This window comes from Rhizobium rosettiformans W3, assembly GCF_004912135.1.
GTDB lineage: Bacteria > Pseudomonadota > Alphaproteobacteria > Rhizobiales > Rhizobiaceae > Allorhizobium > Allorhizobium rosettiformans.
In genome coordinates this window covers 594,215-619,888 of sequence record NZ_STGU01000001.1, presented here as the reverse complement: position 1 = coordinate 619,888, position 25,674 = coordinate 594,215, and the positions used below count along the sequence as shown (strand labels likewise).

General features: G+C 61.5%; 18 protein-coding genes and 1 pseudogene. 6 read left to right on the top strand and 13 right to left on the bottom strand.

Annotated elements, in window-relative coordinates; all coding sequences use genetic code 11:
* Window positions 1-83 precede the first annotated feature (83 nt).
* The 5 genes from urtE to urtA all read right to left on the bottom strand — a co-directional run bounded on the left by urtE (window position 84) and on the right by urtA (window position 6,057).
* Window positions 84-779 carry an urea ABC transporter ATP-binding subunit UrtE gene (urtE, locus tag FAA86_RS02930; RefSeq protein ID WP_136538263.1) on the bottom strand — a complete coding sequence of 232 codons (696 nt, stop codon included), beginning with the start codon at window positions 777-779 and terminating at the stop codon, window positions 84-86.
* Between the two features lie 218 nt (window positions 780-997).
* A complete protein-coding gene (gene urtD, locus FAA86_RS02920; RefSeq protein ID WP_136538262.1) occupies window positions 998-1,753 on the bottom strand; it encodes an urea ABC transporter ATP-binding protein UrtD in 756 nt (251 codons plus the stop codon).
* Window positions 1,754-1,757: 4 nt separating this feature from the next.
* The gene (gene urtC, locus FAA86_RS02915; protein WP_136538261.1) at window positions 1,758-2,927 is read right to left on the bottom strand and encodes an urea ABC transporter permease subunit UrtC; all 1,170 of its coding nucleotides are present in this window, start codon (window positions 2,925-2,927) and stop codon (window positions 1,758-1,760) included.
* Window positions 2,924-4,528: an urea ABC transporter permease subunit UrtB gene (gene urtB / locus FAA86_RS02910; RefSeq protein WP_136538260.1), complete on the bottom strand. Its 1,605-nt coding sequence runs from the start codon at window positions 4,526-4,528 to the stop codon at window positions 2,924-2,926. Before urtB ends, urtC begins: the two co-directional genes overlap by 4 nt.
* Window positions 4,529-4,767: 239 nt before the next feature.
* Window positions 4,768-6,057, bottom strand: coding sequence for an urea ABC transporter substrate-binding protein (gene urtA, locus FAA86_RS02905; RefSeq protein ID WP_136538259.1), 1,290 nt, complete (start codon window positions 6,055-6,057; stop codon window positions 4,768-4,770).
* Between the two features lie 244 nt (window positions 6,058-6,301).
* Between urtA and FAA86_RS02900 the strand changes: the two genes are divergently transcribed.
* From FAA86_RS02900 to FAA86_RS02880, 5 genes and pseudogenes are all read left to right on the top strand, one after another.
* Window positions 6,302-6,868, top strand: a complete 567-nt coding sequence (locus FAA86_RS02900) for a biliverdin-producing heme oxygenase (protein WP_136538258.1) — start codon at window positions 6,302-6,304, stop codon at window positions 6,866-6,868.
* Window positions 6,846-9,401: an HWE histidine kinase domain-containing protein gene (locus FAA86_RS02895; protein WP_136538257.1), complete on the top strand. Its 2,556-nt coding sequence runs from the start codon at window positions 6,846-6,848 to the stop codon at window positions 9,399-9,401. Before FAA86_RS02900 ends, FAA86_RS02895 begins: the two co-directional genes overlap by 23 nt.
* 98 nt (window positions 9,402-9,499) lie before the next feature.
* A pseudogene (locus tag FAA86_RS02890) lies at window positions 9,500-9,954 on the top strand (DUF5680 domain-containing protein).
* A gap of 77 nt (window positions 9,955-10,031) precedes the next feature.
* Window positions 10,032-13,415: a hybrid sensor histidine kinase/response regulator gene (locus FAA86_RS02885; RefSeq protein ID WP_136538256.1), complete on the top strand. Its 3,384-nt coding sequence runs from the start codon at window positions 10,032-10,034 to the stop codon at window positions 13,413-13,415.
* Entirely contained in the window at window positions 13,408-14,331 is a 924-nt protein-coding gene (locus FAA86_RS02880; RefSeq protein ID WP_113458416.1) for a response regulator transcription factor, read from the top strand. Before FAA86_RS02885 ends, FAA86_RS02880 begins: the two co-directional genes overlap by 8 nt.
* Window positions 14,332-14,579: 248 nt before the next feature.
* On the opposite strand, the gene FAA86_RS02870 is transcribed toward FAA86_RS02880, so the two are convergent.
* From FAA86_RS02870 to FAA86_RS02840, 7 genes are all read right to left on the bottom strand, one after another.
* Window positions 14,580-15,695, bottom strand: coding sequence for a branched-chain amino acid ABC transporter substrate-binding protein (locus FAA86_RS02870; RefSeq protein WP_136538254.1), 1,116 nt, complete (start codon window positions 15,693-15,695; stop codon window positions 14,580-14,582).
* Window positions 15,696-15,860: 165 nt separating this feature from the next.
* Entirely contained in the window at window positions 15,861-16,214 is a 354-nt protein-coding gene (locus FAA86_RS02865) for a DUF6867 family protein (protein WP_113458418.1), read from the bottom strand.
* Between the two features lie 18 nt (window positions 16,215-16,232).
* Window positions 16,233-16,961 carry an ABC transporter ATP-binding protein gene (locus FAA86_RS02860; protein WP_136538253.1) on the bottom strand — a complete coding sequence of 243 codons (729 nt, stop codon included), beginning with the start codon at window positions 16,959-16,961 and terminating at the stop codon, window positions 16,233-16,235.
* Window positions 16,961-17,833, bottom strand: a complete 873-nt coding sequence (locus FAA86_RS02855) for an ABC transporter ATP-binding protein (protein WP_113458420.1) — start codon at window positions 17,831-17,833, stop codon at window positions 16,961-16,963. Before FAA86_RS02855 ends, FAA86_RS02860 begins: the two co-directional genes overlap by 1 nt.
* Window positions 17,833-19,227: a high-affinity branched-chain amino acid ABC transporter permease LivM gene (gene livM, locus FAA86_RS02850; protein WP_136538252.1), complete on the bottom strand. Its 1,395-nt coding sequence runs from the start codon at window positions 19,225-19,227 to the stop codon at window positions 17,833-17,835. Before livM ends, FAA86_RS02855 begins: the two co-directional genes overlap by 1 nt.
* Window positions 19,228-19,231: 4 nt before the next feature.
* Window positions 19,232-20,134, bottom strand: a complete 903-nt coding sequence (locus FAA86_RS02845) for a branched-chain amino acid ABC transporter permease (RefSeq protein ID WP_136538251.1) — start codon at window positions 20,132-20,134, stop codon at window positions 19,232-19,234.
* Between the two features lie 274 nt (window positions 20,135-20,408).
* On the bottom strand, window positions 20,409-22,835 hold the full coding sequence (locus FAA86_RS02840; RefSeq protein WP_136538250.1) for a GcvT family protein: 2,427 nt from the start codon (window positions 22,833-22,835) through the stop codon (window positions 20,409-20,411).
* A gap of 256 nt (window positions 22,836-23,091) precedes the next feature.
* On the opposite strand from FAA86_RS02840, the gene FAA86_RS02835 reads away from it, so the two are divergent.
* The gene (locus FAA86_RS02835; protein ID WP_136538342.1) at window positions 23,092-24,825 is read left to right on the top strand and encodes a methyl-accepting chemotaxis protein; all 1,734 of its coding nucleotides are present in this window, start codon (window positions 23,092-23,094) and stop codon (window positions 24,823-24,825) included.
* Window positions 24,826-24,926: 101 nt separating this feature from the next.
* Here the strand turns inward: FAA86_RS02835 and FAA86_RS02830 are convergent, their stop codons facing one another.
* Window positions 24,927-25,562: a TetR/AcrR family transcriptional regulator gene (locus FAA86_RS02830; protein WP_167494861.1), complete on the bottom strand. Its 636-nt coding sequence runs from the start codon at window positions 25,560-25,562 to the stop codon at window positions 24,927-24,929.
* Window positions 25,563-25,674 lie beyond the last annotated feature (112 nt).

Genomic DNA, 25,674 nt, shown 5'->3' with positions numbered 1-25,674 from the left:
TTCGCAGATGCGCGTCTAATATCACGCGTGGCCCCAGCATCAACCCGACTTCGCTAATAAATCATCAACCCTGTCTTGCAAAATCATACGGTCAGATGGCGACGCGCCTCCGGCGTATCGAGCGTCTCGGCCGCCCCCTGATGGACGATCTCCCCGCGGTCCATGATGTAGACATGATCGGCGAGCTCCCGGCAGAAATCGAGATACTGCTCGACCAGCAGGATCGCCATGCCGGTTGTGTCGCGCAAGTAGCGGATGGCCCGGCCGATATCCTTGATGATCGACGGTTGGATGCCTTCGGTCGGCTCGTCCAGCACCAGGATCTTCGGCCGTGTCACCATGGCACGCCCGATCGCCAGCTGCTGCTGCTGCCCGCCGGAGAGGTCACCCCCGCGCCGCGACAGCATGGTGTCGAGGACCGGAAACAGGCTGAAGATGTCGTCGGGGATGTAGCGATCCTTGCGGTCGAGCGGCGCGTAGCCGGTCTCGAGGTTTTCCTTGACCGTCAGCAAGGGAAAGATCTCGCGGCCTTGCGGCACATAGCCGACCCCCGTCCGCGCCCGGTTGAACGGCGCCATGCCATTCAGTTTGGTGCCATTGAAGGTGATCGTCCCCGCCGACACCGCATGCTGGCCGGTGATGGCACGCAGCAGCGACGATTTGCCGACGCCGTTACGACCGAGCACACAGGTGATCTTGCCCATCTCGGCATTGATGGAGACGCCCCGCAGGGCCTGGGCTGCGCCGTAGTGCAGATTGACGTTTTCGACTGTCAGCATGATGCGAGCTCCTCGCTCGGTTGATGCAAGGGGTTACCCCCCTCTGTCACTGCGTGACATCTCCCCCACACGGGGGGAGAGTGGAGCCAGCCTGCTAGCCCCGCGATAATCTGAGAGCTTGAAGGGAAGCGAGCGGTCAACGACGCGCCGCTCTCCCCCTTGTGGGGGAGATGCCCGGCAGGGCAGAGGGGGGTGTGCACGGCAAGACTTCCATCCCATCACCGCCCCAGATAGTTCTCGATGACCTTCTGGTCGTTCGAGACGAAATCGATCGACCCCTCGGCGAGAACGGATCCTTCCGCCAGACACGTCACCTTGACCCCGAGATCGCGGATGAAGCCCATGTCATGTTCGACGACGACCACCGAACGGGTCTTGGCGATTTCTTTTAGCAGAATGGCCGTCTCCGCCGTCTCAGCATCGGTCATGCCGGCCACTGGCTCGTCGACGAGCAAAAGCTTCGGTTCCTGGGCCAACAGCATGCCGATCTCCAGCCACTGCTTCTGGCCGTGGGAAAGATTGGCGGCGAGCTCGTCCTTGCGATGCGTCAGCCGCACCGTTTCCAGGATCTCCTCGATGCGTGCCTTGTCCTCGGCCGTCAGGCGATAAAAGAGCGTCGCAAACACACCGCGCTTGCGGTTGAGCGCCAGTTCCAGATTGTCCCAGACGGTGTGGCTTTCGAACACCGTCGGCTTCTGGAACTTGCGGCCGATCCCGAGCTGGGCAATCTCGGCCTCGTCCTTCTTGGTGAGATCCACCTTGCCGCCGTCGAAGAAGACTTCGCCCTCGTCGGGCCGGGTCTTGCCGGTGATGATGTCCATCATCGTCGTCTTGCCGGCGCCGTTCGGGCCGATGATCGCCCGAAGTTCACCGGGCTCGACGATGAAGGAGAGCGAATTCAGCGCCTTGAAGCCATCGAAGGAAACGGAGACACCGTTGAGATAGAGCAGGCTGGACGTGGTCTTGTCGCTCATCGCATCACTCCGCAGCCACAGGGGCAGATTGGGGTTTCACGTCGGTATTGGCCGCATCCTTGTCCGCGGCATCGCGGAACTCCTTGCGCCGGGCCAGATACTGCTGGACCGTGCCCACGATCCCCTTGGGCAGGAAGAGTGTGACGCAGATGAACAGCGCGCCGAGCGCAAAGAGCCAGAGATCGGGGAAGGCGCCGGTGAAGTAGCTCTTGCCGACATTGACGAGGATGGCGCCGATGATCGGCCCGATCAGCGTGCCGCGACCGCCGACCGCCGTCCAGACGACAACTTCGATGGAGTTGGCCGGCGCAAATTCACCCGGATTGATGATGCCGACCTGCGGCACGAAGAGCGCTCCGGCAATGCCGGCCATCATCGCCGAGACGACGAAGGTGAAGAGCTTGATGTTCTCCACCCGGTACCCGAGGAAGCGTACGCGGCTTTCCGCGTCGCGCACGCCGACCAGCACCTTTCCGAATTTCGAGCGGGTGATCCCGGAGGCAATCACCAGGCAGAGCGCCAGGAAGATCGCCGAAAGCGCAAAGAGCACGGCGCGTGTGCCATCCGCCTGGACGGAGAAGCCGACGATCTCCTTGTAGTCAGTGAGGCCGTTATTGCCGCCGAAGCCCATGTCGTTGCGGAAGAAGGCGAGCATCAGCGCATAGGTCATCGCCTGGGTAATGATCGAGAGATAGACGCCGTTGACGCGGGAGCGGAAGGCAAACCAGCCGAAGACGAAGGCAAGCAGGCCGGGCACGAAAAGCACCATGGCCATGGCGACCGGGAACATGTCCATCCCATGCCAGAACCAGGGCAGCTCCTTCCAGTTCAGGAAGACCATGAAGTCCGGCAGGATGGGGTCACCATAAACGCCGCGAGAGCCGATCTGGCGCATCAGATACATGCCCATCGCATAGCCGCCAAGCGCGAAGAAGGCGCCATGGCCGAGCGAGAGGATGCCGCAGTACCCCCAAATAAGATCGAGCGCGAGCGCCAGGAGCGCGTAGCAGAGATATTTGCCGAGCAGCGACATGATATAGGTCGGCACATGCAGCGGGCTGTCCGGCGGCATCAGCAGGTTGAGCGCCGGAATGAGCATTGCGAAAGCCACGAGGATGCCGGCAGCAATCAGGATCTTGCCTTCGAGTGCACGTAGGATGAAGCCGGTAATCATGCTTCCACCGCCCTTCCCTTGAGCGCGAAGAGCCCGCGCGGACGTTTCTGGATGAAGAGGATGATCAGCACGAGCACGAGGATCTTGCCGAGCACAGCGCCAACCGAGGGTTCAAGGAACTTGTTGAGGATGCCGAGCGACAAGGCGCCGACCAGCGTGCCCCAGAGATTGCCGACACCGCCGAAGACCACGACCATGAAGCTGTCGATGATGTAGGACTGGCCAAGGTTCGGAGAGACGTTGTCGATCTGGCTGAGCGCCACCCCGGCGATGCCGGCAATGCCAGAGCCGAGCGCAAAGGTGAAGGCATCGACCCAGGGGGTGCGAATGCCCATGGACGAGGCCATGCGACGGTTCTGGGTGACCGCGCGCATCTGCAGGCCGAAGGCGGAGCGTTTCATCAGCGCCAGCAATGCGAAGAAGATGGTGAGCGAGAAGAGCACGATCCACATGCGGTTCCAGGTGATCGTCATGCCACCCAGCGCAAAGGAGCCGGACATCCAGGAGGGATTGCCGACTTCCTGGTTGGTCGGGCCGAAGATGGTGCGCACGGTCTGCTGCAGGATGAGCGAAATACCCCAGGTCGCGAGCAGGGTTTCAAGCGGCCGGCCGTAGAGGAAACGGATGACGCCGCGTTCGATCACGAGGCCGATCAGTGCCGTCATCAGGAAGGCGACGGGCAGCGCAATCGCCAGCGACCAGTCGAACAACCCGGGATAGCTGGTGCGGATGATCTGCTGCACCACGAAGGTGGAATAGGCCCCGATCATCACCATCTCGCCATGCGCCATGTTGATGATGCCCATGACACCGAAGGTGATGGCAAGGCCGATGGCCGCAAGCAGCAGCACGGAGCCGAGCGAAATGCCGTACCAGACATTCTCGGCGGCATCCCAGAGCATCAGCTGGCTTTCCAGACCGGCGATGGCCGAGTCGAGATCGGGCCTCAGGCTCTCGTCGATGCTCGATGATACCGACATCAGGATGCCGACCGCTTCCCGGCCGCCCAAAGAGGCAACGGTTTCGATCGCCGCGCGCTTTTCATCCGCTGACCGGTCAGATGCAAGCACCGAAACGGCGCGAGCCTCTTCCATGCGCGCCTTGACCTCCGAGTCCTGCTCGGTGGCAAGTGCCGCCTCGACGAGATCGAGATTTTCGGCACTGGGCGACTGAAGCACCGCCTGCGCCGCAGCAAGCCGCACGCTCCGGTCCGGGCTGAGCAGCGTCAGCCCGCCAAGCGCAGAGCGGATCGCGCGGCGGAGATTGTTGTTGACCTTGATCTTGGTGAAGGCGCCCTTCGGCTCTTCGCCTACCGTCTCGCCCGTCAGCGGATCGATGGCCGCGAGGTTCTTGCCGGCCGCCTTGGTGATGAAGACGGCGCCATCGGATTTGCGGGCATAGAGGTCGCCCTCGGCAAAGGCTTCGAGCGCCGGCACAATCCTGGGATCGCCGGTGGCGGCGATCTGTCCGATCAGTACTTCGGCCTGCTTGAAATTTGCGTCTCCAAGCGCGTTCAGGAGCGCGCGCGGGTCGCTCTGCGCCATCAACGGCGCAGCGACGGAGAGGAAAAGAAAGGCGAGTGTGATGAAACGAATAAGCATTCTGTTGTCCCCGGGTTGGCGGGGCGGCAGGGCTCTTGAGCCCCTCATCCGCCTGCCGGCACCTTCTCCCCGCAAACGGGGGAGAAGGGGTAGTTCCGCTATGGCGGTTCGCGAACACCCTCCCCTAGAGGGGGAGGGTCGAACCGAAGGTTCGGGGTGGGGTGATACCAACGACAAGATCGCCCCACCCATCGCTACGCGATGACCTCCCCCTTGAGGGGGAGGTGAAGGAAAGCGGATCAGCTGCCCTTGCCGCCGCACTTGCCGGTGGCAACGTTGAAGTTGCCGCATTCCATCGGCTTGCGCCAATCGGCGATCAGGTCCTTGGAGTCGGGCAGGTAATCCGACCATTCGTCACCGACGACGGCAGGCGTTTCCTGGACGACTTCGAACTGGCCATCGGCCTGGATTTCGCCGATCAGAACAGGCTTGGTGATGTGGTGGTTCGGCATGACGGTGGAGTAACCGCCAGTCAGGTTCGGAACGGCAACGCCGATGATCGAGTCGAGAACGGCATCGGTGTCGGTCGTACCGGCGGCTTCGACGGCCTTAACCCAGGCATTGAAGCCGATATAGGCGGCTTCCATCGGGTCGTTGGTTACGCGCTTGTCGTTCTTGGTGAAGGCGTGCCAGGTTTCGATGAATTCGGCATTGGCCGGGGTGTCGACGGACTGGAAGTAGTTCCAGGCCGCGAGGTGACCGACGAGCGGGGCCGTGTCGAGGCCAGCGAGTTCTTCTTCACCGACGGAGAAGGCGACGACCGGGATGTCTTCGGCCTTGATGCCCTGGTTGCCGAGTTCCTTGTAGAAGGGAACGTTGGCGTCACCGTTGATGGTCGAGACGACAGCGGTCTTCTTGCCGGCCGAACCGAACTTCTTGATGTCGGAGACAATGGTCTGCCAGTCGGAATGACCGAACGGCGTGTAGTTGATCATGATGTCTTCTTCGGCAACGCCCTTCGACATCAGATAGGCCTTGAGGATCTTGTTGGTCGTCTGCGGATAGACGTAGTCGGTACCCGCGAGAACCCAACGCTCGACGCCTTCGTTTTCGGCGAGGTAGTCGACGGCCGGGATGGCCTGCTGGTTCGGAGCAGCACCGGTGTAGAAGATGTTGCGCGAGGATTCTTCACCCTCGTACTGGACCGGGTAGAAGAGGATGGAGTTCAGCTCTTCGAAAACAGGCAGAACGGACTTGCGCGAGGACGAGGTCCAGCAACCGAAGACAGCCGCAACCTTGTCCTTCTCGATCAGTTCGCGGGCCTTTTCGGCAAACAGCGGCCAGTCGGAGGCCGGGTCGACGACGACGGCTTCGAGCTTCTTGCCGAGAACGCCGCCCTTCTTGTTCTGCTCTTCGACGAGCATCAGCATCGCGTCTTTCAGCGTCGTTTCAGAGATCGCCATCGTGCCGGACAGCGAATGCAGAACGCCGATCTTGATGGTGTCTTCCTGGGCGAAGGCGCCGTGGAAGGCCGTCGTCGACAGCATGGCGCCGAGCAGCGCGCCTGTCAGTTTCATCTTCATGGACATTGTTGTGATCCCCTCTTCTTGGTCGCAACCGGTCGGTTAATGAGTGTTAACCGTTGCTGATGGGGACTATCCGATGCTGCGGCGCAAAACCGTATACGTCGTTTGACGTAGGTCAGGGGGCAAACATGGACCAAGCCTCGAACGAGGGCTCCACGGACAACGCATCGCCTGATCGCGATACGAAGCCTGCTTGTTGGGCAGGGGACGCAGGGACTATATAAGGGCGTCAGATAAAGGAAACGCCATGGATCTCCCACCCCGCCGCACCGCCTTGAAGAAGGCGACAGCAAGCGCCCATGCGGCACTCGATGCGCTGGTGGGCAGCTTCACGACCGTTGCTGACTACCGGCGCTACCTCTCCGGCATCGCTGCCTTCCGTCTGCCGGTCGAGGCCTGGCTGTCAGGCGCCCCCCTGCCCCCGGGCTTCGCCGGCTGGCAACCTGGTCTGGTGCGCGATGAACTGAAGGCCGATCTCGCTGACCTCGAGGCACCCGAACCCACCGTGGCACGCCCATTCATGCCTCCGGATGGCGACGGAATTGTTGGCTTGCTCTATGTGCTCGAGGGCTCTTCACTTGGCGCACGGCTGCTTGCAAAGCGCGCAGAAGCTCTTGGTTTCTCGGGAGATTTCGGCGCGAAACATCTTTTTTCGCAAGCACGGAACTTTTCGAATTGGCGCGCGTTTTCGGAGCGTATGGAGAACGTGGGTGGATACGACGACCGCGCCGCTGCGAGGTGGGCGAACACCGCTTTCGACTATGCCCGAAATGCCTTCGAAAGCGCCCTGAATGCAGACCGCCCCGTCCGTTGATCTGACCAATTGTGATCGCGAACCCATCCATATCCCAGGCTCCATCCAGCCCCATGGATGCCTCCTCGCCTGCGACCAAGCTGTAACCACCGTCCGATTTTTCTCCGCCAATGCGCCCGAAATGCTGGGAGCTCCTGGTATTGTGCAGGGAAGCTACGTCACCGAGTTCCTCGGCGACGAAGTGATCCACGATATTCGCAATGCCATTGCCGCAGCGCCCGAGGCCAATCGGGCGGCCGTGATTGCGCATCTTCGGCTGCCGAACGGGAAATACTTCGACGTTGCCGTGCATCGTCAGAAGCAGGGCGCGATCATTGAATTCGAGCCATCGCTCCGCCGCACCCAGCCCCTGCAGCTGGCGCGCGAGATGATTGGCCGGATCAAGGACATCAACGATGTCGACCTCCTGATCTCTGCCTCCGCCAAACTCGTGCGCACCGTGCTCGGCTACGATCGCGTGATGATCTACCGCTTCGAGGAAGACGGATCGGGCCGGGTCGCAAGCGAAGCCAAGCGGGAGGATCTGGAAAGCTTCCTTGGCCAGTATTTTCCGGCCACCGACATCCCGCAGCAGGCCCGCATCCTCTATATGCAAAACCCAATCCGGGTGATTTCGGATGCCCGCGGCCTGCGTGTGAACCTTGAGCCGGAACTCGAAGAGCGAGAGGCGCCCCTCGACCTCTCTTTCGCCCATCTGCGCAGCGTTTCTCCGATCCACTGCGAGTATCTGCGCAACATGGGCGTCTCTGCCTCCATGTCCATCTCGCTGATCCTCGATAATCGACTCTGGGGCCTGATCGCCTGCCATCATTACGCACCGAAGACGCTGACGATGTCCGAGCGCATCGCTGCCGAAATGTTCGGCGAGTTCTTCTCGCTCCATCTTCTGGCGCTGAAACAGAAGCGCAAGCTGGATGTCGCCAACGAAGCTCGCCGGTCCCTCGATCGCTTCTTGCAGGCGGCCTCGCTGCACACCGATCTCGATGACATTCTGACGGCAGCCCTGCCCGAGTTTCAGGCGCTTTTTGCCTGCGACGGCGTCGGTCTCTGGATCAACGGTCGCTGGACATCGATCGGCAGCACGCCGCCGAAAGGCGCGGAAGACGAGCTGATCCGTTTCATTTCGAGCGTTGCAGACGGCCGCATCTGGTCCACCAAGCGACTTTCTGAGGACTATCCGCCCGCCTCTGCCTATTTCGAGGACGTATCCGGCGTCATGGCGGTGCCCCTGTCGCAGCTGCCGCGGGACTATCTCTTCTTCTTCCGCAAGGAACGTCTGCAGACCCTTGACTGGGCGGGCAATCCCGAAAAGACCTATGAGACGGGTCCGCTCGGTGACCGACTGACGCCGCGCAAGAGTTTCGCGCTCTGGAAGGAAACGGTTCAGCGCCAGGCAACCCCCTGGCGGGATTCCGATTTCGAGATCGCGGAAGCCATTCGCTCGGCAACCGTCGAGATCGTGTTGCGCCACAATGAGCTGATGCAGGAGGAACGCAGCAAGTCGGACGTTCGCCAGCGCATGCTGAACGAAGAGCTGAACCACCGCGTGAAGAACATTCTCGCGGTGATCAAGTCTCTGATCGCGGCTCCCTCGCAGGACGAGGTCCCGATCGACACCTATATCGGTTCGCTGCGCGGACGCGTTCAGGCTCTCTCCCACGCCCATGACCAGCTCACCCGCGGCGGTGGCGGCGGCACGCTGCATGATCTTCTTGAAGCAGAGCTTCTGCCTTACCGCGCGAGCCAAAGCAGCATCGAGATCCATGGCGCACCAGTGACGCTTGATGCCCGTGCCCATGCGGTGGCGGCCCTCGTCATTCACGAACTTTGCACGAATGCCGCTAAATACGGCGCCCTGTCGCGCGACGGCGGCGCATTGAATGTCGCCTGGGAAGAGGTCGATGACGGCGACTGCATCCTGCGCTGGCGCGAAAGCGGCGGCCCGGTTGTCGGTCCGGTTGGCCGCAAGGGCTTCGGCACGGCGCTGATCGAGCGCAGCATTCCCTACGACCTCGGCGGAACCAGCAATCTCGATTATCGCCCCGATGGCCTCAATGCCGAATTCCGCCTGCCCGGCCGCTTCCTGACCTGGGAAGATGAACCGGCGGCGGTAGAGCCGACAGTCGCCGCAAACCTCACTCCGGAAGCCGCTCTGACGAGCCTTGCCGGCCTGCCGGTGCTCCTTGTCGAGGACCAGGTGCTGATCGCCATGGACGCGGAGATGATGCTCGCCGATGCCGGCATGGACAATGTCGTCACTGCAAGTTCCAGCACCGATGCCCTGAACCGGTTGAAGACCTTCACGCCCTCGATTGCCATCCTCGACATCAATCTGGGACGGGACACCTCGGTCCCCGTGGCCGAGGAACTTCTGCGGCGCGGCATCCCCTTCGTTTTCGCCACAGGCTATGATGATCGGTCAGTCGTTCCGGATGAATTGCTCTCGATCCCGGTCGTCCGGAAGCCCTACGATTCCAATGCGCTGATGAAGGCACTGTCCGATCGTCTGACGGCATCGACCGCAGCTCAATAAGATTGATGGAGCTCTTACAACCCTTGGATATCAAGGGTTGTATCGACTGCACAAAGCCCCTACGTTCCCTTTATGTTCCGGCGCGGGAGGGAAGCGTGATGGCTTTGGAGCGATTTATCGTCGAAGCGAAGGCGGTCAGTTATGTCAGCGGCCAGCCTTCGACGGCTGCGCCCACCCGTACCGGCGCACATGACATCAGCTATCAACGCGGTGCCTTTTCTTATCTCGACAGCTATTTTGGCGGGACAGACTTTCTGGGCCAGGAAGTCGTCTGGAAAGACGGAGCACCGATCTGGGCGATGAACTACTACGGCCGCATCCTGGACCCGGAGCGCTTCGACGGCGAACGCGCCGGCACGGTGATCAAGCAGGCGTTGAGCGCCCTTACCAGGAGAAGCGTTTCCTCGGCGGCTTCAGCTATCAGCATCCCCTCGGCGAATATGTCGATCAGTCGGTTGGCGACTGCGGCAGTTTCCACGGTGTCGAACGCATCTTTGTCGACGGTCGCGTCGTCTACCAGCTCGACTATCAGGGCGGCCTCATCAAGCCGTGACGGCCCTTGCTATTCTCGACAATCCCGTGAAAATGCCTAAAGGAAAGTCACTCGAGAAAAACCGCTAGATTTTAGGCATGCCGGCACGCCAACGCATCATTCCCGTCCGCCGCGAATACAATCGCTGGGTCGCCAACCAGACGCTGGAAGACTATGCGCTGCGCTTCACCGCCAAGAGCGCCCGGAAATTCTCGTCGAGCCGCATTTCCCAGACCGCGATCGGCGCGATATCCTTTCTGGCACTCGAGGCGATCGGCGGCACGATTACCATCGCCTACGGCACCACCAACGCCTTTTTTGCGATCATTGTCGCCGCCATCCTGATGCTGCTCGTCGGCGTGCCGATCAGCCGCTACGCCATCCGCCACGGGGTCGATATCGACCTTCTGACCCGCGGCGCCGGCTTCGGCTATATCGGCTCGACGATCACCTCGCTCATCTACGCCGCCTTCACCTTCATGCTCTTTGCCATCGAAGCTTCGATCATGACCAAGGCGCTGGAGCTCGCCTTCGGCATTCCGCTCTGGCTCGGCTACATCATTTCGGCTGTCGTCGTCCTGCCGCTGGTGACCTACGGCATCCGGATGATCTCGAAATTCCAGCTGCTGACCCAGCCGTTCTGGATCGTGCTGAACATCCTGCCTTTCGTCTTCATCGCCTTTCTCGACTGGGAGAAGATCGACCTCTGGCGCGCCTTCGCCGGCATCAACCATTCCAACGCTCATCTTGGTCAGGCCGCCCCCTTCGACCTCCTGGAATTCGGCGCCGCCTCCGCCGTCATCCTGGCGCTGATGCCGCAGATCGGCGAGCAGGTCGACTTCCTGCGCTTCCTCCCACCGGAAGGTGCGCGCAAGCTGCATCACCGCATCGCCATCTTCCTCGCCGGTTCCGGCTGGGTCGTGCTCGGCGTGCCGAAGCTGCTGGCCGGCTCCTTCCTCGCAGTCCTGACGCTCTCCACCGGCGTGCCGATCAGCGAAGCCGCCGATCCCGCGCACATGTATGTCGCAGCCTTCGGCTACATGCTGCCAAACGAAACCGCCGCCATGCTGCTGATGGCCGGCTTCGTGGTCATCTCGCAGCTCAAAATCAACGTGATGAACGCCTATGCGGGCTCGCTCGCCTGGTCGAACTTCTTCTCGCGCCTGACGCACAGCCATCCGGGCCGCGTCGTCTGGCTGGTCTTCAACGTCGCGATCGCGCTTCTGTTGATGGAGCTCGGCATCTATGGTCTGCTGGAAGAAACCCTCGGCATCTTCTCGATCATCGCCATGAGCTGGCTTTGCGCCATCTCCGCCGATCTCTTCGTCAACAAGAAGCTAGGCCTCTCGCCCCCCGGCATCGAGTTCAAGCGCGCCCATCTCTACGACGTCAATCCCGTGGGCTGTGGCACCATGGCGCTCTCGGCGGGCCTCGCGCTTGCCGCGCATTTCGGCGCCTTCGGCGACCTCATGGCATCGCTCTCGACCTATGTGACGCTGGTCGCCTTCCTGATCTCGCCGCTCATCGCCTGGTGGACGGAGGGCAAGTTCTACCTGGCCCGCAAACCCCGCTACAGCTGGAAGAACCAGACCGGCATCACCTGCTCGATCTGCGAACACCCTTTCGAGCCGGAGGACATGGCCTGGTGCCCGGCCTATGCAGCGCCGATCTGCTCGCTCTGCTGCACGCTCGACAGCCGCTGCCACGACATGTGCAAGCCGCATGCGAAGATCAACGCCCAGGCCGCAACGGTCGCCAGGACATTGTTGCCTGAAGCCGTGATCGAGACCTTCTCCACGCGCCTCGGCCGCTATGCCGTGACCGCGATGATGTCGATTTCCCTGATCGGCGTCATCCTGGCGGTCATCGCCCATCAGGTGAACGCCGCCACGCCCGCCATGACCGATGTGGTGAACCGCACGGTGACGGTCGTCTTCTTCATCTTCGCGATCATCGCCGGCATCGTCTCCTGGTTCTACGTGCTCGCCCATGACAGCCGCGTCGTGGCCGAAGAGGAATCTTCACGCCAGAACACGCTGCTGCTCAAGGAAATTGCCGCCCACCGCAAGACGGACGCGGCCCTGCAGAATGCGAAGGAAACGGCGGAGGCCGCAAACCGCGCCAAGAGCCGCTATGTCGTCGGCCTCTCCCATGAACTCAGGACACCGCTGAATGCCGTGCTCGGCTATGCCCAGATCCTTGAGCGGGACGACACGATCCCCGTGCCCCGGCAATCGGCGATCAAGGTCATTCGGCGCTCCGCCGATCACCTCTCCGGCCTGATCGACGGCCTTCTGGATATTTCCAAGATCGAGGCCGGCCGCCTGCAGGTCTTCTCGAACGAGGTCAACATCCAGGACTTCCTCGACCAGCTGGTCGACATGTTTGCCCCGCAGGCAGCCGCCAAAGGCATTCTGTTCGAGCACCAGCGCTCGCGAAACCTGCCGCTCTATGTCCGCACCGACGAGCGCCGCCTGCGCCAGATCCTGGTCAACCTGCTCTCCAACGCCATCAAGTTCACCGATGAAGGAACGATCCGCTTCGACGTCGACTATCGCAGCCAGGTTGCGACCTTCACGGTGAGCGACAGCGGGCGCGGCATTTCGGAGAAGGACCTGAACCGGATCTACGAGCCCTTCCAGCGCGGCGAGGCCGACAATGTGCGCCCCATGCCGGGCCTGGGGCTCGGGCTCACGATCACCAAGCTTCTGACCAACACGCTCGGCGGCGAGATCTCCGTCACCAGCGAACGCGACAAGGGCTCGACCTTCAAGGTCCGGCTGATGCTGTCTGCGATCGACCGGCCGAACACAGCACCCGCCCCCGAACGCAAGATCGTTTCCTATACAGGTCCCCGCCGTACCATCGTGGTTGTGGACGACAACGAGGATCATCGCGAATTGATGCGGGAGGTGCTGGCGCCGCTCGACTTCGTTGTGCTGACCGCCGCGGGCGGCCCGGAGTGCCTGACGCTGATCGAGGGCGTAAAGGCCGATCTCTTTCTGGTCGACATTTCCATGCCGGGCATGAACGGCTGGCAGCTCGTGGAAAAGCTGCGCGATGCCGGCCAGAAGGCACCGATCCTCATGCTCTCGGCCAATGTCGGCGATGCCCCGGCCCCGGGTGGCGAAGGCCATGACGACGCAATCACCAAGCCTGTCGACATCACCCGCCTGCGCGACAAACTCGCCCGCTTCCTCGGTCTCGATTGGATCTATGCCGACGATCCGCGTCTGCTGCAACCGGCCATCCTGCCCAACAAACCTGTATCGCCAGGACCGAGCCATATCGAGGAGTTGATCAGCCTCTGCGATATCGGTTATGTCCGCGGCATCGAGGCAAAACTCGCCGAACTTGGCGGGCTGGGAGACAACAGGGCCTTCGTCGACGCGGCGCGGGCCTATGTGCAGGCCTTCGACCTGGCGGGCCTGCGCAGCTTCCTGACCTCCTTCGAAACCGGCAGGGAGCCGATCCATGGCTGAGGCGAGCCGCCGCGATATCGTGCTTCTGGTGGATGACAGTCCCGATGCGCTGGGTTTTCTCACCGAGACGCTGGAGGCGTCGGGCTATTCAGTCCTGATCGCCACATCCGGACACGGGGCGCTTTCGATCGTCGCCCGCATCAGCCCCGACCTCATCCTGCTCGATGCCGTCATGCCCGGCATGGACGGCTTCGAAACCTGCCGCTCGCTGAAAGCGGATCCGGTCGTGGCCCAGGTCCCCGTGATCTTCATGACCGGGCTGACCGAGACGGAACATGTGGTAAAGGCGCTGGAATCGGGAGGTGTCGACTACCTCACCAAGCCCATCAACATCGATGAACTGCGCGCACGCATCCGCGTCCATCTGTCAAACGCGCGTTCGGCCCAAAGCGCCCGTGTTGCGCTCGATGCCGCCGGCCGGCATCTGCTGGCCATCCGCGGCGACGGTCAGGTCCACTGGACGACCCCGCAGGCCAACCGGCTGATCGAGACCGCGACCGGCCATGCCGACGGCATCGGCGACGTCGCCAGGGCCGCCGCCAGCTGGCTGCAGGCTCGCCGCGCCGGCACGTCGGCGCAATCGGACTCCAGCTTCCCCTTCCCCGGCGCCACCGGCCTTCCCCTCACGCTCTCCTTGCTCGGCACGATCGGGGCAGACGAATATCTCTTCCGCCTCACCTCCGCGAACCGCCAGAGCGAGGACGAGATGCTGCGCGAACGCTTCGGCCTCACGCACCGCGAAAGCGAAGTCCTGCTCTGGATCGCCAAGGGCAAGGCAAACCGCGATATCGGCGAGATCCTCGGGCTATCCGCCCGCACGGTGAACAAGCATCTCGAGCAGATCTACGCCAAGCTCGGCGTCGAAAACCGCGCCTCGGCCGCCGTCAAGGCAGCGGATGTGCTGCGCGAGACCTGAGCGGCAGTAGGCAGTAGGCAGTAGGCAGTAGGCAGTAGGCAGTAGGCAGTAGGCAGTAGGCAGTAGGCAGTGAGAATCCGTCGGCCGAAACGAAGCTGCAAGCGTCAATTGCATGGGCCGCGATTGAGCGCGCAGACGTCCAATTCCCCACTCCCCACTGACTACTAGCTACTGCCTAAATCCTCTCCCCCGAACGCAGAAAGCCCGGCGCGGGGCCGGGCTTTCCGTCGGTCCGATGAAGGATCGAATTAGTCCTGGAAGTACGAGTACTTGCCGTCCTCGCCCTTCTTCCAGGTGTACATGACGTAGTCCGGACGGGTGATGTCACCCTTGGCATCGAAGGACAGTTCGCCGATAACGGTCGTGAACGGGCCCTTTCCCTTCAGAGCCGTCGCAACGGCTTCCGGATCGGTCGAGCTGGCAGCCTTGGCAGCGTCAGCGATGACCTGGAGAGCTGCATAGGAGTACAGCGTGTAGGCTTCCGGTTCGAAGCCGGCGTCGCGGAACTTCTTGACGGCGTCAGCAGCGTTCGGGTTCTTGCGCGGGTCCGGCGGGAAGGTCATCAGCGTGCCGTCAACTGCGTCACCGGCGATCGAAGCGAGTTCGTTCGAGGTGATGCCGTCGCCGGACATCAGGGTTGCGTCGAGGCCCTGCGAAGCCATCTGGCGCATGATGAGGCCAGCTTCGGTGTGCAGACCGCCGAAGTAGACGATCGATACGCCGGCTTCCTTCATCTTGGCGATCAGAGCCGAGTAGTCCTTTTCGCCGGCGGTGATGCCTTCGTAGATTACTTCGGTCACGCCGAGTTCGTTCATTGCCTTCTTGGTTTCGTCGGCAAGACCCTGGCCGTAAGGCGTCTTGTCGTGAACGACGGCAACCTTGGCGTCCTTGAAGTTGTCGGCGATGTACTTGCCGGCAACCGCACCCTGCTGGTCGTCACGACCGCAAACGCGGAAGGTGTTCCACAGACCGCGCTCGGTGTAGTTCGGGTTCGTCGAAGCAGGCGTGATCTGCAGGATGCCGTTTTCGGCATAGACTTCCGAAGCCGGGATCGAAACGCCGGAGTTGAAGTGACCGATGACGTACTGGACGCCGTCAGCTACGAACTTGTTGGCGACCGAAACGCCCTGCTTGGCGTCCGAGACGTCGTCGCCGAGAACGATCTTGATCTGCTCGCCGTTGATGCCGCCGGCGGCGTTGATGTCGGCAGCAGCCTGCTCGGCACCCTTCTGGAGCTGTGCGCCGAATGCGGCGTTCGGACCCGTGAGCGGGCCGGCAACGCCGACGAGGATTTCGGCGTAAGCGTTGCCGCTGAAGGCGACCATGGCCGTCAGCGCAACTGCCGAAAGGAGAGACTTCTTCATATTGTTACTCCCAAGTTTTTTGTGCGGGTTTAGGATAAAAACCCTGCGCAATACCCGCTGTGACTGCGCCGGAAAACTGTTCCACTCTTTGTATGTGGCCGAAGCCTTGTTTTTTACCAAGCCGCAGCCCTCTGTCGCCAATCTGCGACAGAAAACAACGGCTTGTCAATCTTTGTTCTTCCACGAGAAATACGAAGTTCTCTCGTAGAGCCAGTAGTAGTTGTCGACCATCTGCGTGGTGCGGCGCGCCTGGAAACCAGCCACGGCAAACACCATCAGAAGCACCACGTCGATGACGTAATAGAAGGGGCTCAGGAACGGTCCGGCAAACAGCGAGAAGTGCAGGAACCGCATCGCAAAACCCAGTCCGAGCACATAGACGAAGACCGTGCCATAGCCGTTCCAGCCATCGGCCGCGGCCTTGCCTGTGCGCCAGGCGGTCCAGAAACCGAGGAGCAGAACGAGGAAACGCAGCACGAGACGGACGGTCGTGTCGCTTTCGAAAAACAAACCTTGCATGTCAATTACTCCCCGCGCTCAGTGATGGCCGCCTTCGAGATAGGCCGCGCGGACCGAAGGATCGGCCAGCAGTTCCTTACCCGAGCCACTCATCGTCACCTTGCCGTTGACCATGACATAGGCACGGTCAGAAAGCTTCAGTGCGGCGAAAGCGTTCTGCTCGACGAGGAAGACGGTCAGGCCTTCTTCCTTGTTGAGCCGCTTGATCTGTTCGAAGATGCCCTTGACGATCAGCGGTGCCAGACCGAGCGACGGCTCGTCGAGAAGCAGGAGCTTCGGACGGGACATCAGCGCGCGGCCGATCGAGAGCATCTGCTGCTCACCACCGGACAGGGTACCGCCACGCTGGTTCTGACGCTCCTTCAGGCGCGGGAACATGGTGAAGATCTTCTCCACGTCCTCCTTGAAGAACTTCAGATCGTCAAGGCCCGCGCCCATCTGGAGGTTTTCCAGGACGGTCATGCGCGGGAAGATGCGGCGACCTTCCGGAGACTGCGCAATGCGACGGCGCGCGATCAGATGGGTCGGCAGCTTGGTGATGTCTTCCCCGTCGAAGATGACCTGACCGGCACGCGCCTGGGGGCTGCCGCAGATGGTCATCATCAGGGTCGACTTGCCGGCACCGTTGGCACCGATCAGCGAAACGATCTCACCCTTGTGCACTTCGACATCGACGCCCGCGAGCGCGCGGATGTTGCCGTAATAGGTCTCGACGCCAGAAACTTTGAGTATCGGTTGAGAGGACATCAGTGCTCTCCTCCCGCTACGGCTTCGACTTCGTGGATCGCTTCTTCCAATTCTTCATCCTCGACACCCAGATAGGCCGCGATGACCTTCGGGTCGTTCTTGACGTGATCAGGCGTGCCGTCGGAGATCTTCTGGCCATATTCCAGGACGACGACGTGATCGGAAATCTCCATGACGACGGACATGTCGTGCTCGATCAGGAGCAGCGAGGTGCCTTCATCGCGGATCGCGCGCAACAGCGTGTTGAGCGCCAGAGATTCCTTCGGATTGAGACCGGCGGCCGGTTCGTCCAGGCAGAGCAGCTCAGGCCCCGTGCACATGGCGCGGCAGATCTCCAGACGACGCTGCGCGCCGTAGGGAAGATCACCCGCCGGATCGTCGGCACGCTCGATGAGGTCCGCCTTCTCGAGCCAGTAGCGCGCCTTCTCGATCGATTCCGACTCGGCCTTCTTGTAGGCCGGCAGACCGAGCAGGCCGAGCACGGTGTAGCCCGACGCCTTCATCAGGGCGTTGTGCTGCGCCACCAGAAGGTTTTCGAGAACCGTGAGGCCGGAGAAGAGACGGATGTTCTGGAACGTCCGCGCCACCTTGGCTTTCTTCGGGATCTCGAAGTCCGGCAGGCGCTCGAGAAGATAGGTGTCGCCGGACTTCTGCGTCAGGCTGATCATGCCCATGGTCGGCCGATAGAAGCCGGTGATGCAGTTGAAGACCGTGGTCTTGCCGGCACCGTTCGGCCCGATCAGCGCGGTGATTTCGCCGCGCTTGGCTTCGAAGGACAGGTCGTTGATGGCCATGAGGCCACCAAAACGCATCGACAGATGCTCGACTTTCAGGATCGTGTCATTGCTCATTGTCGTGTTCCCGGAGGCCATCAGCCGTGACCCTCCTTGGTGAAGCTGCCCGAGACGGCCTTGCGTTCCTTGAGGAAGGCCGTCGGCTCTCTGCTGCCGACGAAGCCGCGCGGCTTGAACAGCATGACCACGACCATGGCAAGGCCGAAGAGGATCATGCGGTACAGTTCCGGCGTGAAGTCGGGGCCGAAGATGACCTTGAGGAACTCCATCTCGCGCAGCGCTTCCGTGCCGCCGATCATGACAATGGCTGCAACGGCGATCCCCGTCAGCGACCCCATGCCGCCGAGAACGACGATGGCAAGGATGACAGCCGATTCAAGGAAGACGAAGCTTTCCGGAGAGACGAAGCCCTGACGGGCGGCGAAGAAGGAGCCGGCAAAGCCACCGAACATCGCACCGATCGCGAACGCGGTGAGCTTGGTCGTGACGGTGTTGATGCCGAGCGAGCGGCAGGCGATCTCGTCTTCACGCAGCGCTTCCCACGCACGGCCGATCGGCATGCGGCGAAGCTTGATCGTGACATAGGCCGTCAGGCAGCACAGCGCCAGGATCACGTAGAAGAGGTAGATCTTGTAATAGGCCGACGACATCGGCAGGCCGAAGGTCTTGGCAAAGCCATCCGGCGATGCGTTGAACTCGAGGCCGAAGAAGGTGGCCTTCGGAATGCTCGAGATACCGAAGGTACCGCGGGTCACGTCCTGCCAGTTGATCAGCACCAGTCGGATGATTTCACCGAAGGCGAGCGTCACGATGGCGAGGTAGTCGCCGCGCAGACGCAGCACCGGGAAGCCGAGGATGATGCCCCAGAAGGCGGCAAGAATGCCGGCCAGCGGCAGCAGGATCCAGAAGGACAGGCCGAAGTTCTGGGCCAGCAGCGCGTAGGAATAGGCTCCGACCGCATAGAAGGCGACGTAGCCGAGATCGAGCAGACCGGCGAGACCGACGACGATGTTGAGGCCCCACGCAAGCATTACGTAGATCAGGATCTGGATGCCGAAGTTGTCGACATACTTGAGCGAGCCCTGAACACCCGTCAGCGCAACGATGACCGGCGGGTAGAGGATGAGCGCGACGAGCGCGATCTTCAGGAAATGCGCCTTGAAGAAAGACGGCTGGGCGTCGATCTCGTGCACGGGAACGGAAGCGGACTTCTTTTCCCGGCGAGCCGCAAACCACGGCGCGATGAAGGCGACCATGGCGAAGCGACCGACGGCGGCGATCACGACGAAGGAGGCGAGCAGACCCGGACGCGTGTACCACACCAGCTCATTGGCCATGTTCTGATCGGTCTTGATGCCGATATAGAGGCAGAACAGGCCAAGGGCGATGATACCCGCGTATAGGCCTTCCTTGAGGGCGCGCGCCGTTGTGCCGGACGACGCGGCACCATTTACGTTTGCAGAAGTAGTCATGGGATCAAACCTTCTCGACTTCCGGACGTCCGAGGATGCCGGTGGGCTTGAAGATCAGCACGAATGCGAGGATGCCGAACGTTGCGACGTCCTTGTAGGCGATGCTGAAATAGGCGGACCAGAGCGACTCGATCAGACCGATGAGCAGGCCACCGAGCACGGCGCCCGGCAGGGAGCCGATCCCGCCCAGAACGGCGGCGGTGAAGGCCTTGACGCCCGGAATGAAGCCGTCATGGAACGACGCAACACCGTAATACATCAGGTACATCGTGCCGGCGACAGCCGCGAGCGCCGCACCCATCACGAAGGTGATGGAGATCGTGCGGTCAACGTCGACGCCGAGCAGAGCCGCCATCTTGCGGTCCTGCTCCGTGGCGCGCTGAGCGCGGCCGAGCGGGGTCTTGTTGACGATATACCAGAAGGCGGCGAGCAGAACGACGGTCACGAGGACGATGATCACCTGCTTGAGCGCGATGGTGATGTTGCCGAAATGCAGGACATCGCTGACCAGCGGCGGGATCGGCTTGTTGCGCGGACCCTGCGAGATCTGGATGAAGTTGGACAGAACGATCGACATGCCGATCGCCGTGATCAGCGGCGCAAGGCGGAACGAACCGCGCAACGGCCGATAGGCAACCCGTTCGATGACCCAGTTCCACAGGCTGGTCATCAGCATCGCGACGATCAACATCACAAACAGGGCGATCGCTACGGGAACGCCAGCGAAGAAGGATGTCAGGACCAGGAAGGCGATGAGAGCGGCAAAGCCGCCAAGCATGAAGATGTCACCATGGGCAAAGTTGATCATGCCGATGATGCCGTAGACCATCGTATAGCCGATAGCGATAAGGCCATAGATGGAACCAAGAGTCAGCCCGTTGATGAGCTGCTGGGCAAAGTACTCCATATATTATCCCCCGGACGCGCCTTACTGTTGCGTCTCATTTTGTTATCCCTTGCGGGCATAGGCGTCGGGGGATTCCATATCGCTTTGTCCGAAAATGTGAAGCCAAAAAGGCATGCATCAGACAAAATGTTACTGTTAACAGGTGGTTTGACCCGGGAAATGACAGGTCACACAAAAAAGCAGCAGAAAAAGCTTAGGAAATCAGCAGGTCGCGCGAGGCGACCTGCTCTTCATGTGTGGGAACTAATGCAAGCCCACTTTTGCCGAAAACGGTTCAGTTTCTCATTCGCGACCCGTTGGCGTCAAAAAGCGACTGAGGCTGCAGGCGAGCCGGCAGGATTTCCCCAAGAATCTCCACGCTCCAGCCCTCGATTTCGTCCGCGATCTCCTTTGGAACATAGCCGATGGCGACGGATACGCCGCTCGGATGAGCAAAGCCGCCCGAGGTCACCCAGCCGCGCACCTCGCCCTTGTAGGAGATCGGCTCGTCGCCGATCACATCGGCATCCTTGGCGTCGACGATGAAGGTGCGCAGGCGGAGCGCGCCGCCGGACAGCTTCTCCTCCATTGCCGCCTGCTTGCCGATGAAGCTCGCTTCCTTCTTCAGCGCCACGAAACGGGACAGTCCGGCCTCGAGCGGCCCGTAAAGCGGGCGATACTCACGCGACCAGCTGCCGAAGCTCTTTTCCAGGCGCAGCGCATTGAGCGCACGCAGACCGAAGAGAGAAATGCCGAACTCGGCGCCTGCCTCCATCAGCGCCTCGAAGACGTAGCGCTGGTATTCCGGCCGCATCCAGATCTCGTAGCCGAGATCGCCGGTATAGCTGACGCGACCCAGCATGACAGGTGCCATGCCGAGATCCATCTCGCGGATCGCCATGAAGGGCAGCGCCGCATCTGAGACGTCGAGATGGGTGAGCTTGGCCAGCACGTCGCGTGACTTCGGCCCCGCGATCGAAAGACCGACCAGGCTCAGGTTCAGCGCCTCTACATCGACGGAGCCGTCTTCCGGCAAATGGCTCTCGAACCAGCGCATGTGATAGTCTTCGGCGATACCGGAGCCGATCACGAGGAAGTCCTCGTCGTCGAGATTGGCGACCGTGAAGTCGCCGATCAGCTTGCCGGCCTCGTTCAGCATCGGGGCGAGCGCCATGCGGCCAACCTCCGGCAGCTTGCAGGCGAGCATGTGGTCCAGCCAGTCGCGCGCGCCCTCCCCGCTCACCATGTATTTGGCAAATCCGGAGGTCTCCATCAGGCCGACGCTCTCACGCACAGCCTTGGCTTCGCGACCGACCGCTTCGAAATCGGTCGAGCGGCGCCAGGAGAACTTGTCCTCGACACCCTCAGGCGCAAACCAGAGCGGCGTCTCCAGACCATAGGAGGCCCCGAAGACGGCACCGGCTTCCTTCAACTTGTCATAGATCGGCGTGGTCAGCAGCGGACGGGCAGCCGGCAGCTCCTCGTTCGGATAACGGATCGAGAAGCGGCGGGAATAGTTCTCGCGCACCTTGGCATTGGTATAGGCCAGCGTCGCGTAATCGCCGTAGCGGCAGACATCCATGGCAAAGACATCGAAGCCCGGATCACCCTCGATGATCCACTGCGCAAGCGCGAGCCCCACGCCACCGCCCTGGGAGAAGCCGGCCATGACCGCGCAGGCCGACCAGAAATTCGTCATGCCGCGCACCGGACCGACCAGCGGGTTACCATCCGGCGAGAAGGTGAAGGGGCCGTTGATGATCTTCTTGATGCCGGCATTGTTGAAGGCGGGGAAATGGCGGAAGCCGATTTCCAGCTCATTGGTGATGCGCTCCAGGTCTTCCGCCAGGAGCTCATGGCCGAAGGTCCAGGGCGTCTCGATGGGCGACCAGGGACGGCAATCCTTCTCATAAGTGCCCATCAGCATGCCGTTGCGCTCCTGGCGGATATAGATCTCGCCATCGAAGTCGACGCAGTGCATGAGCTCCTTGCCGGTGGTGTTGTTGAACTCGATCACCTCGGGCATGTCCTCGGTGATGAGATACATATGCTCCATGGCCAGCACCGGCAGTTCCAGCCCGACCATGCGGCCGACTTCGCGCGCCCAGAGACCGGCGGCATTCACCACATGCTCGGCACGGATTTCGCCCTTGTTGGTGATGACACGCCAGGTGCCGTCTTCGAGCTGCACCAGATCCTCGACCTTGGTGTGCAGATAGATTTCCGCACCGTTCTTCTTCGCCGACTTGGCATAGGCATGGGTGGTGCCGTAAGGGTCGAGATGCCCTTCATGCGGATCGAAGACCGCACCGACGAACTGCTTGGGGTCAAGCAGCGGCATCATTTCATAGGCTTCCTGCGCCGAGATCAGCGTCGCTTCGCCGCCGGCATACTTGCCCTTGGCGAGCAGCGACTTCATCCAGTCGAAGCGCTCCTTGGTGGCGGCGAGCATCAGGCCCGAGGTCATGTGCAGGCCGATATCCTGGCCAGAATATTCCTCGATCTCCTTGTAGAGCTCGACCGTGTATTTCTGCAGCTTGGCGACGTTCGGGTCACCGTTGATCGTGTGCATGCCGCCGGCCGCGTGCCAGGTGGAGCCAGAGGTCAGCTCGGAGCGCTCGAGCAGCACCACATCGGTCCAGCCGAACTTGGTCAGATGGTACAGGACCGAACACCCGACGACACCCCCGCCGATGACGACGACACGCGCATGGCTCTTCATTGAAAAACGCTCCCCTTGGCAGCAAAGATTGATGTCGCAAAGCTAGATCGCGCGCATGAAAGCCAGAAGACCATGCTGCGACGAAAGATGTCGCATGGATGACAGGCAATGTTCTCAGCGCGGCGGCCCTGTCCGGGCAATGTGTCAACCTAACACGACAATTCCACCAATTTTTAAGGGTTCGGTAAGTTAGCAGATATAATCATCTGCGGGCGGCAATGAACTCCTGGCCGCGTTTTAGAACCCAGAGATGCGTATGTCCTTTTTCGCCTTTGGCAGCGATGCCCGATCCATTCTTGACGCCCTCGAAAAATCCCAAGCCATCATCGAATTCGACCTCGAAGGTCGCATTCTCCACGCCAACCAGAACTTCCTGAAGGCGCTCGGTTATCAGCTGAACGATATCGTCGGCCAGCATCACCGCATGTTCGTGACCGCGACCGAAGCTGCCTCCGCCGACTACAAGCAGTTCTGGCGCAACCTCGCCGCCGGCAATTTCGGCCAGGGACAATACAAGCGCGTGGCCAAGGGCGGCCGCGAAATCTGGATCGAGGCGACGTATAATCCGGTGCTGAAGGGTGGTCGCCCGCACAAGGTCGTCAAGTTCGCCACCGACATCACTGCCATGAAGCTGAAGTCGCTCGATGCCGAAGGCAAGCTGACAGCGCTCGATCGCGCCCAGGCCATCATCGAGTTTACCCCGACGGGCGAAATCCTGCACGCCAACGAGAATTTCCTCCGCGCCATGGGCTACAGCCTGTCGGAAATCGTCGGGCGCCATCACTCCATTTTCTGCGACAAGGATTACGCGGCCTCGATCGAGTATCGCGACTTCTGGAAGGGCCTTGGCGAAGGCCGCTTTGTCACCGACCAGTTCACCCGCTTCGGCAAGGGTGGCAAGAGGATCAACATCCAGGCTTCCTACAATCCGATCATGGACACCGACGGCAAGGTGCTGAAGGTTGTGAAGTTTGCGACCGACGTCACCGAGCGGATCCGGGTGATCGAGGAACTCGGCGCCGGCCTCGGCCGCCTCGCCGACAGCAATATCCGCATGACGCTCGACCAGCCGTTCAGCGCGGAATTTGAGCCGCTTCGCCGCGATTTCAACGCCTCGGTCGGCGCCTTCCAGCAGACCCTTTCGGGCGTGCTCGACCAGACCTATGAACTTGCGCGCAACGGCAGTTCAATGAAACATTCGGCCGAGGAACTCTCCGGCCGCACCCATCAGCAGGTCGCGGCCCTCGAGCAGACGGCAGCGGCCCTCTCCGAGGCGACCAACAAGCTCAGGACGGCAACCGAGCGAACTCGGGAAACCCGCAAGATCGCCATGGAAGCCCGCACGGCTGCCACCTCCTCCGTCGCCGTGGTCAAGGATACCGTCAGCGCCATGGAGCGCATCGAGGGCGCCTCGAACGAGATCGGCAAGATCATCGGCGTGATCGATGAGATCGCCTTCCAGACCAACCTGCTCGCGCTGAATGCCGGGGTCGAGGCCGCCCGCGCGGGCGAAGCCGGCAAGGGCTTTGCCGTCGTCGCGCAGGAAGTGCGTGAACTCGCCCAGCGATCGGCGAATGCAGCCAAGGAAATCAAGGCCCTGGTCAACACCTCCGCAACCGAGGTGCAGGAGGGCGTCCGCCTCGTCGGCGAGACCGGGCGCGTTCTCCAGGAGATCGAGAAGTTCGTCTCCGATATCGATCAGAATGTCGACCGCATCGCGCGATCGGCAGCGGAAGAAACAGCCGCTCTCGAAGCCATCAATGGTGCCGTCAGCGACGTCGACGACATGACCAAGGCCAACGCGGCCATGGTGACGCAATCGACCGAGATCAGCCGAGCCGTATCGGACGGGGCAAGCGTGCTCGCAGACCTCGTGAAGCGCTTCAAGCTGAACCGCCGCAGCGAGATCCGGGAAGGCGGCAAAGACGTCTGGACACCGGCCGAGCGTGCTGCCCGTCTCGGACAGCCCGCCTATCGCGCGGCCTCCTGACACCGGATCGCAGATCCTGCGCACCGGAGAACGCCTCCGTTGAAACTCCCGATCGCCCGCGCTTGCCAGTGCGGGCGGTTCTCATCTCCCCTGCCCGCGGCTCAGCGCGCCGGCAAGCTCCGGACAATCAGATCCATCACCAGCGGCACCCGCCCGCTTAATTCCTCCTCCAGGGCTTCGCGGGACAGGTTAAGCATCAGCGCGCGCAGATGGATGGAGCCGAGCAGCGTCGAGACGAGCATGTCGGCGAAAGTCTTGTTATCGAGGCCACGCGGCAGGCGAAGTGACGGATCGCTGGCCAGTGCCTGTGCAACATGGCTCATCGTCTTCTCGACGCAATCCCGGTAGAAGCGCTGCGCAAGCTCCGGATATTTTATCGACTCCGCGATCACCAACCGTGTCAGCGTGATCTGGCGGGGCGAGAGGATCGCTGCAGCGACATCCTCCAGGAGCCGGACCAGACGCGCCTCCGGCTGCTCTTCACCCGTCGCAGCGCGGCTGTCGATGACAGCCACATCATGGCTGTCGACCAGCGCTCCGAAGAGCGAGGCCTTGTCCGGGAAGAACTTGTAAACCGTCTTCTTAGCCATGCCGCAGGCGCGCGCCACCTCTTCCATCGTTGCATCGCCATAACCGAGACTGTCGAAAACAGTCTCCGCTGCCTGCAATATCAAGGCCTTGCGGTCATCGTCCGCGAGGCTTGGGGGCCGTCCCACCGTTGCTGAAGCCGTCGTCATGCCTGCCATCCCACAAGATTCCGGTTGACAATAAGAAACGATTGCGTTTCCTATCTTCCCAAGGAAACGATATCGTTTCCAATTCCACGTTTCAACCCCCGCCGCCGAAGAG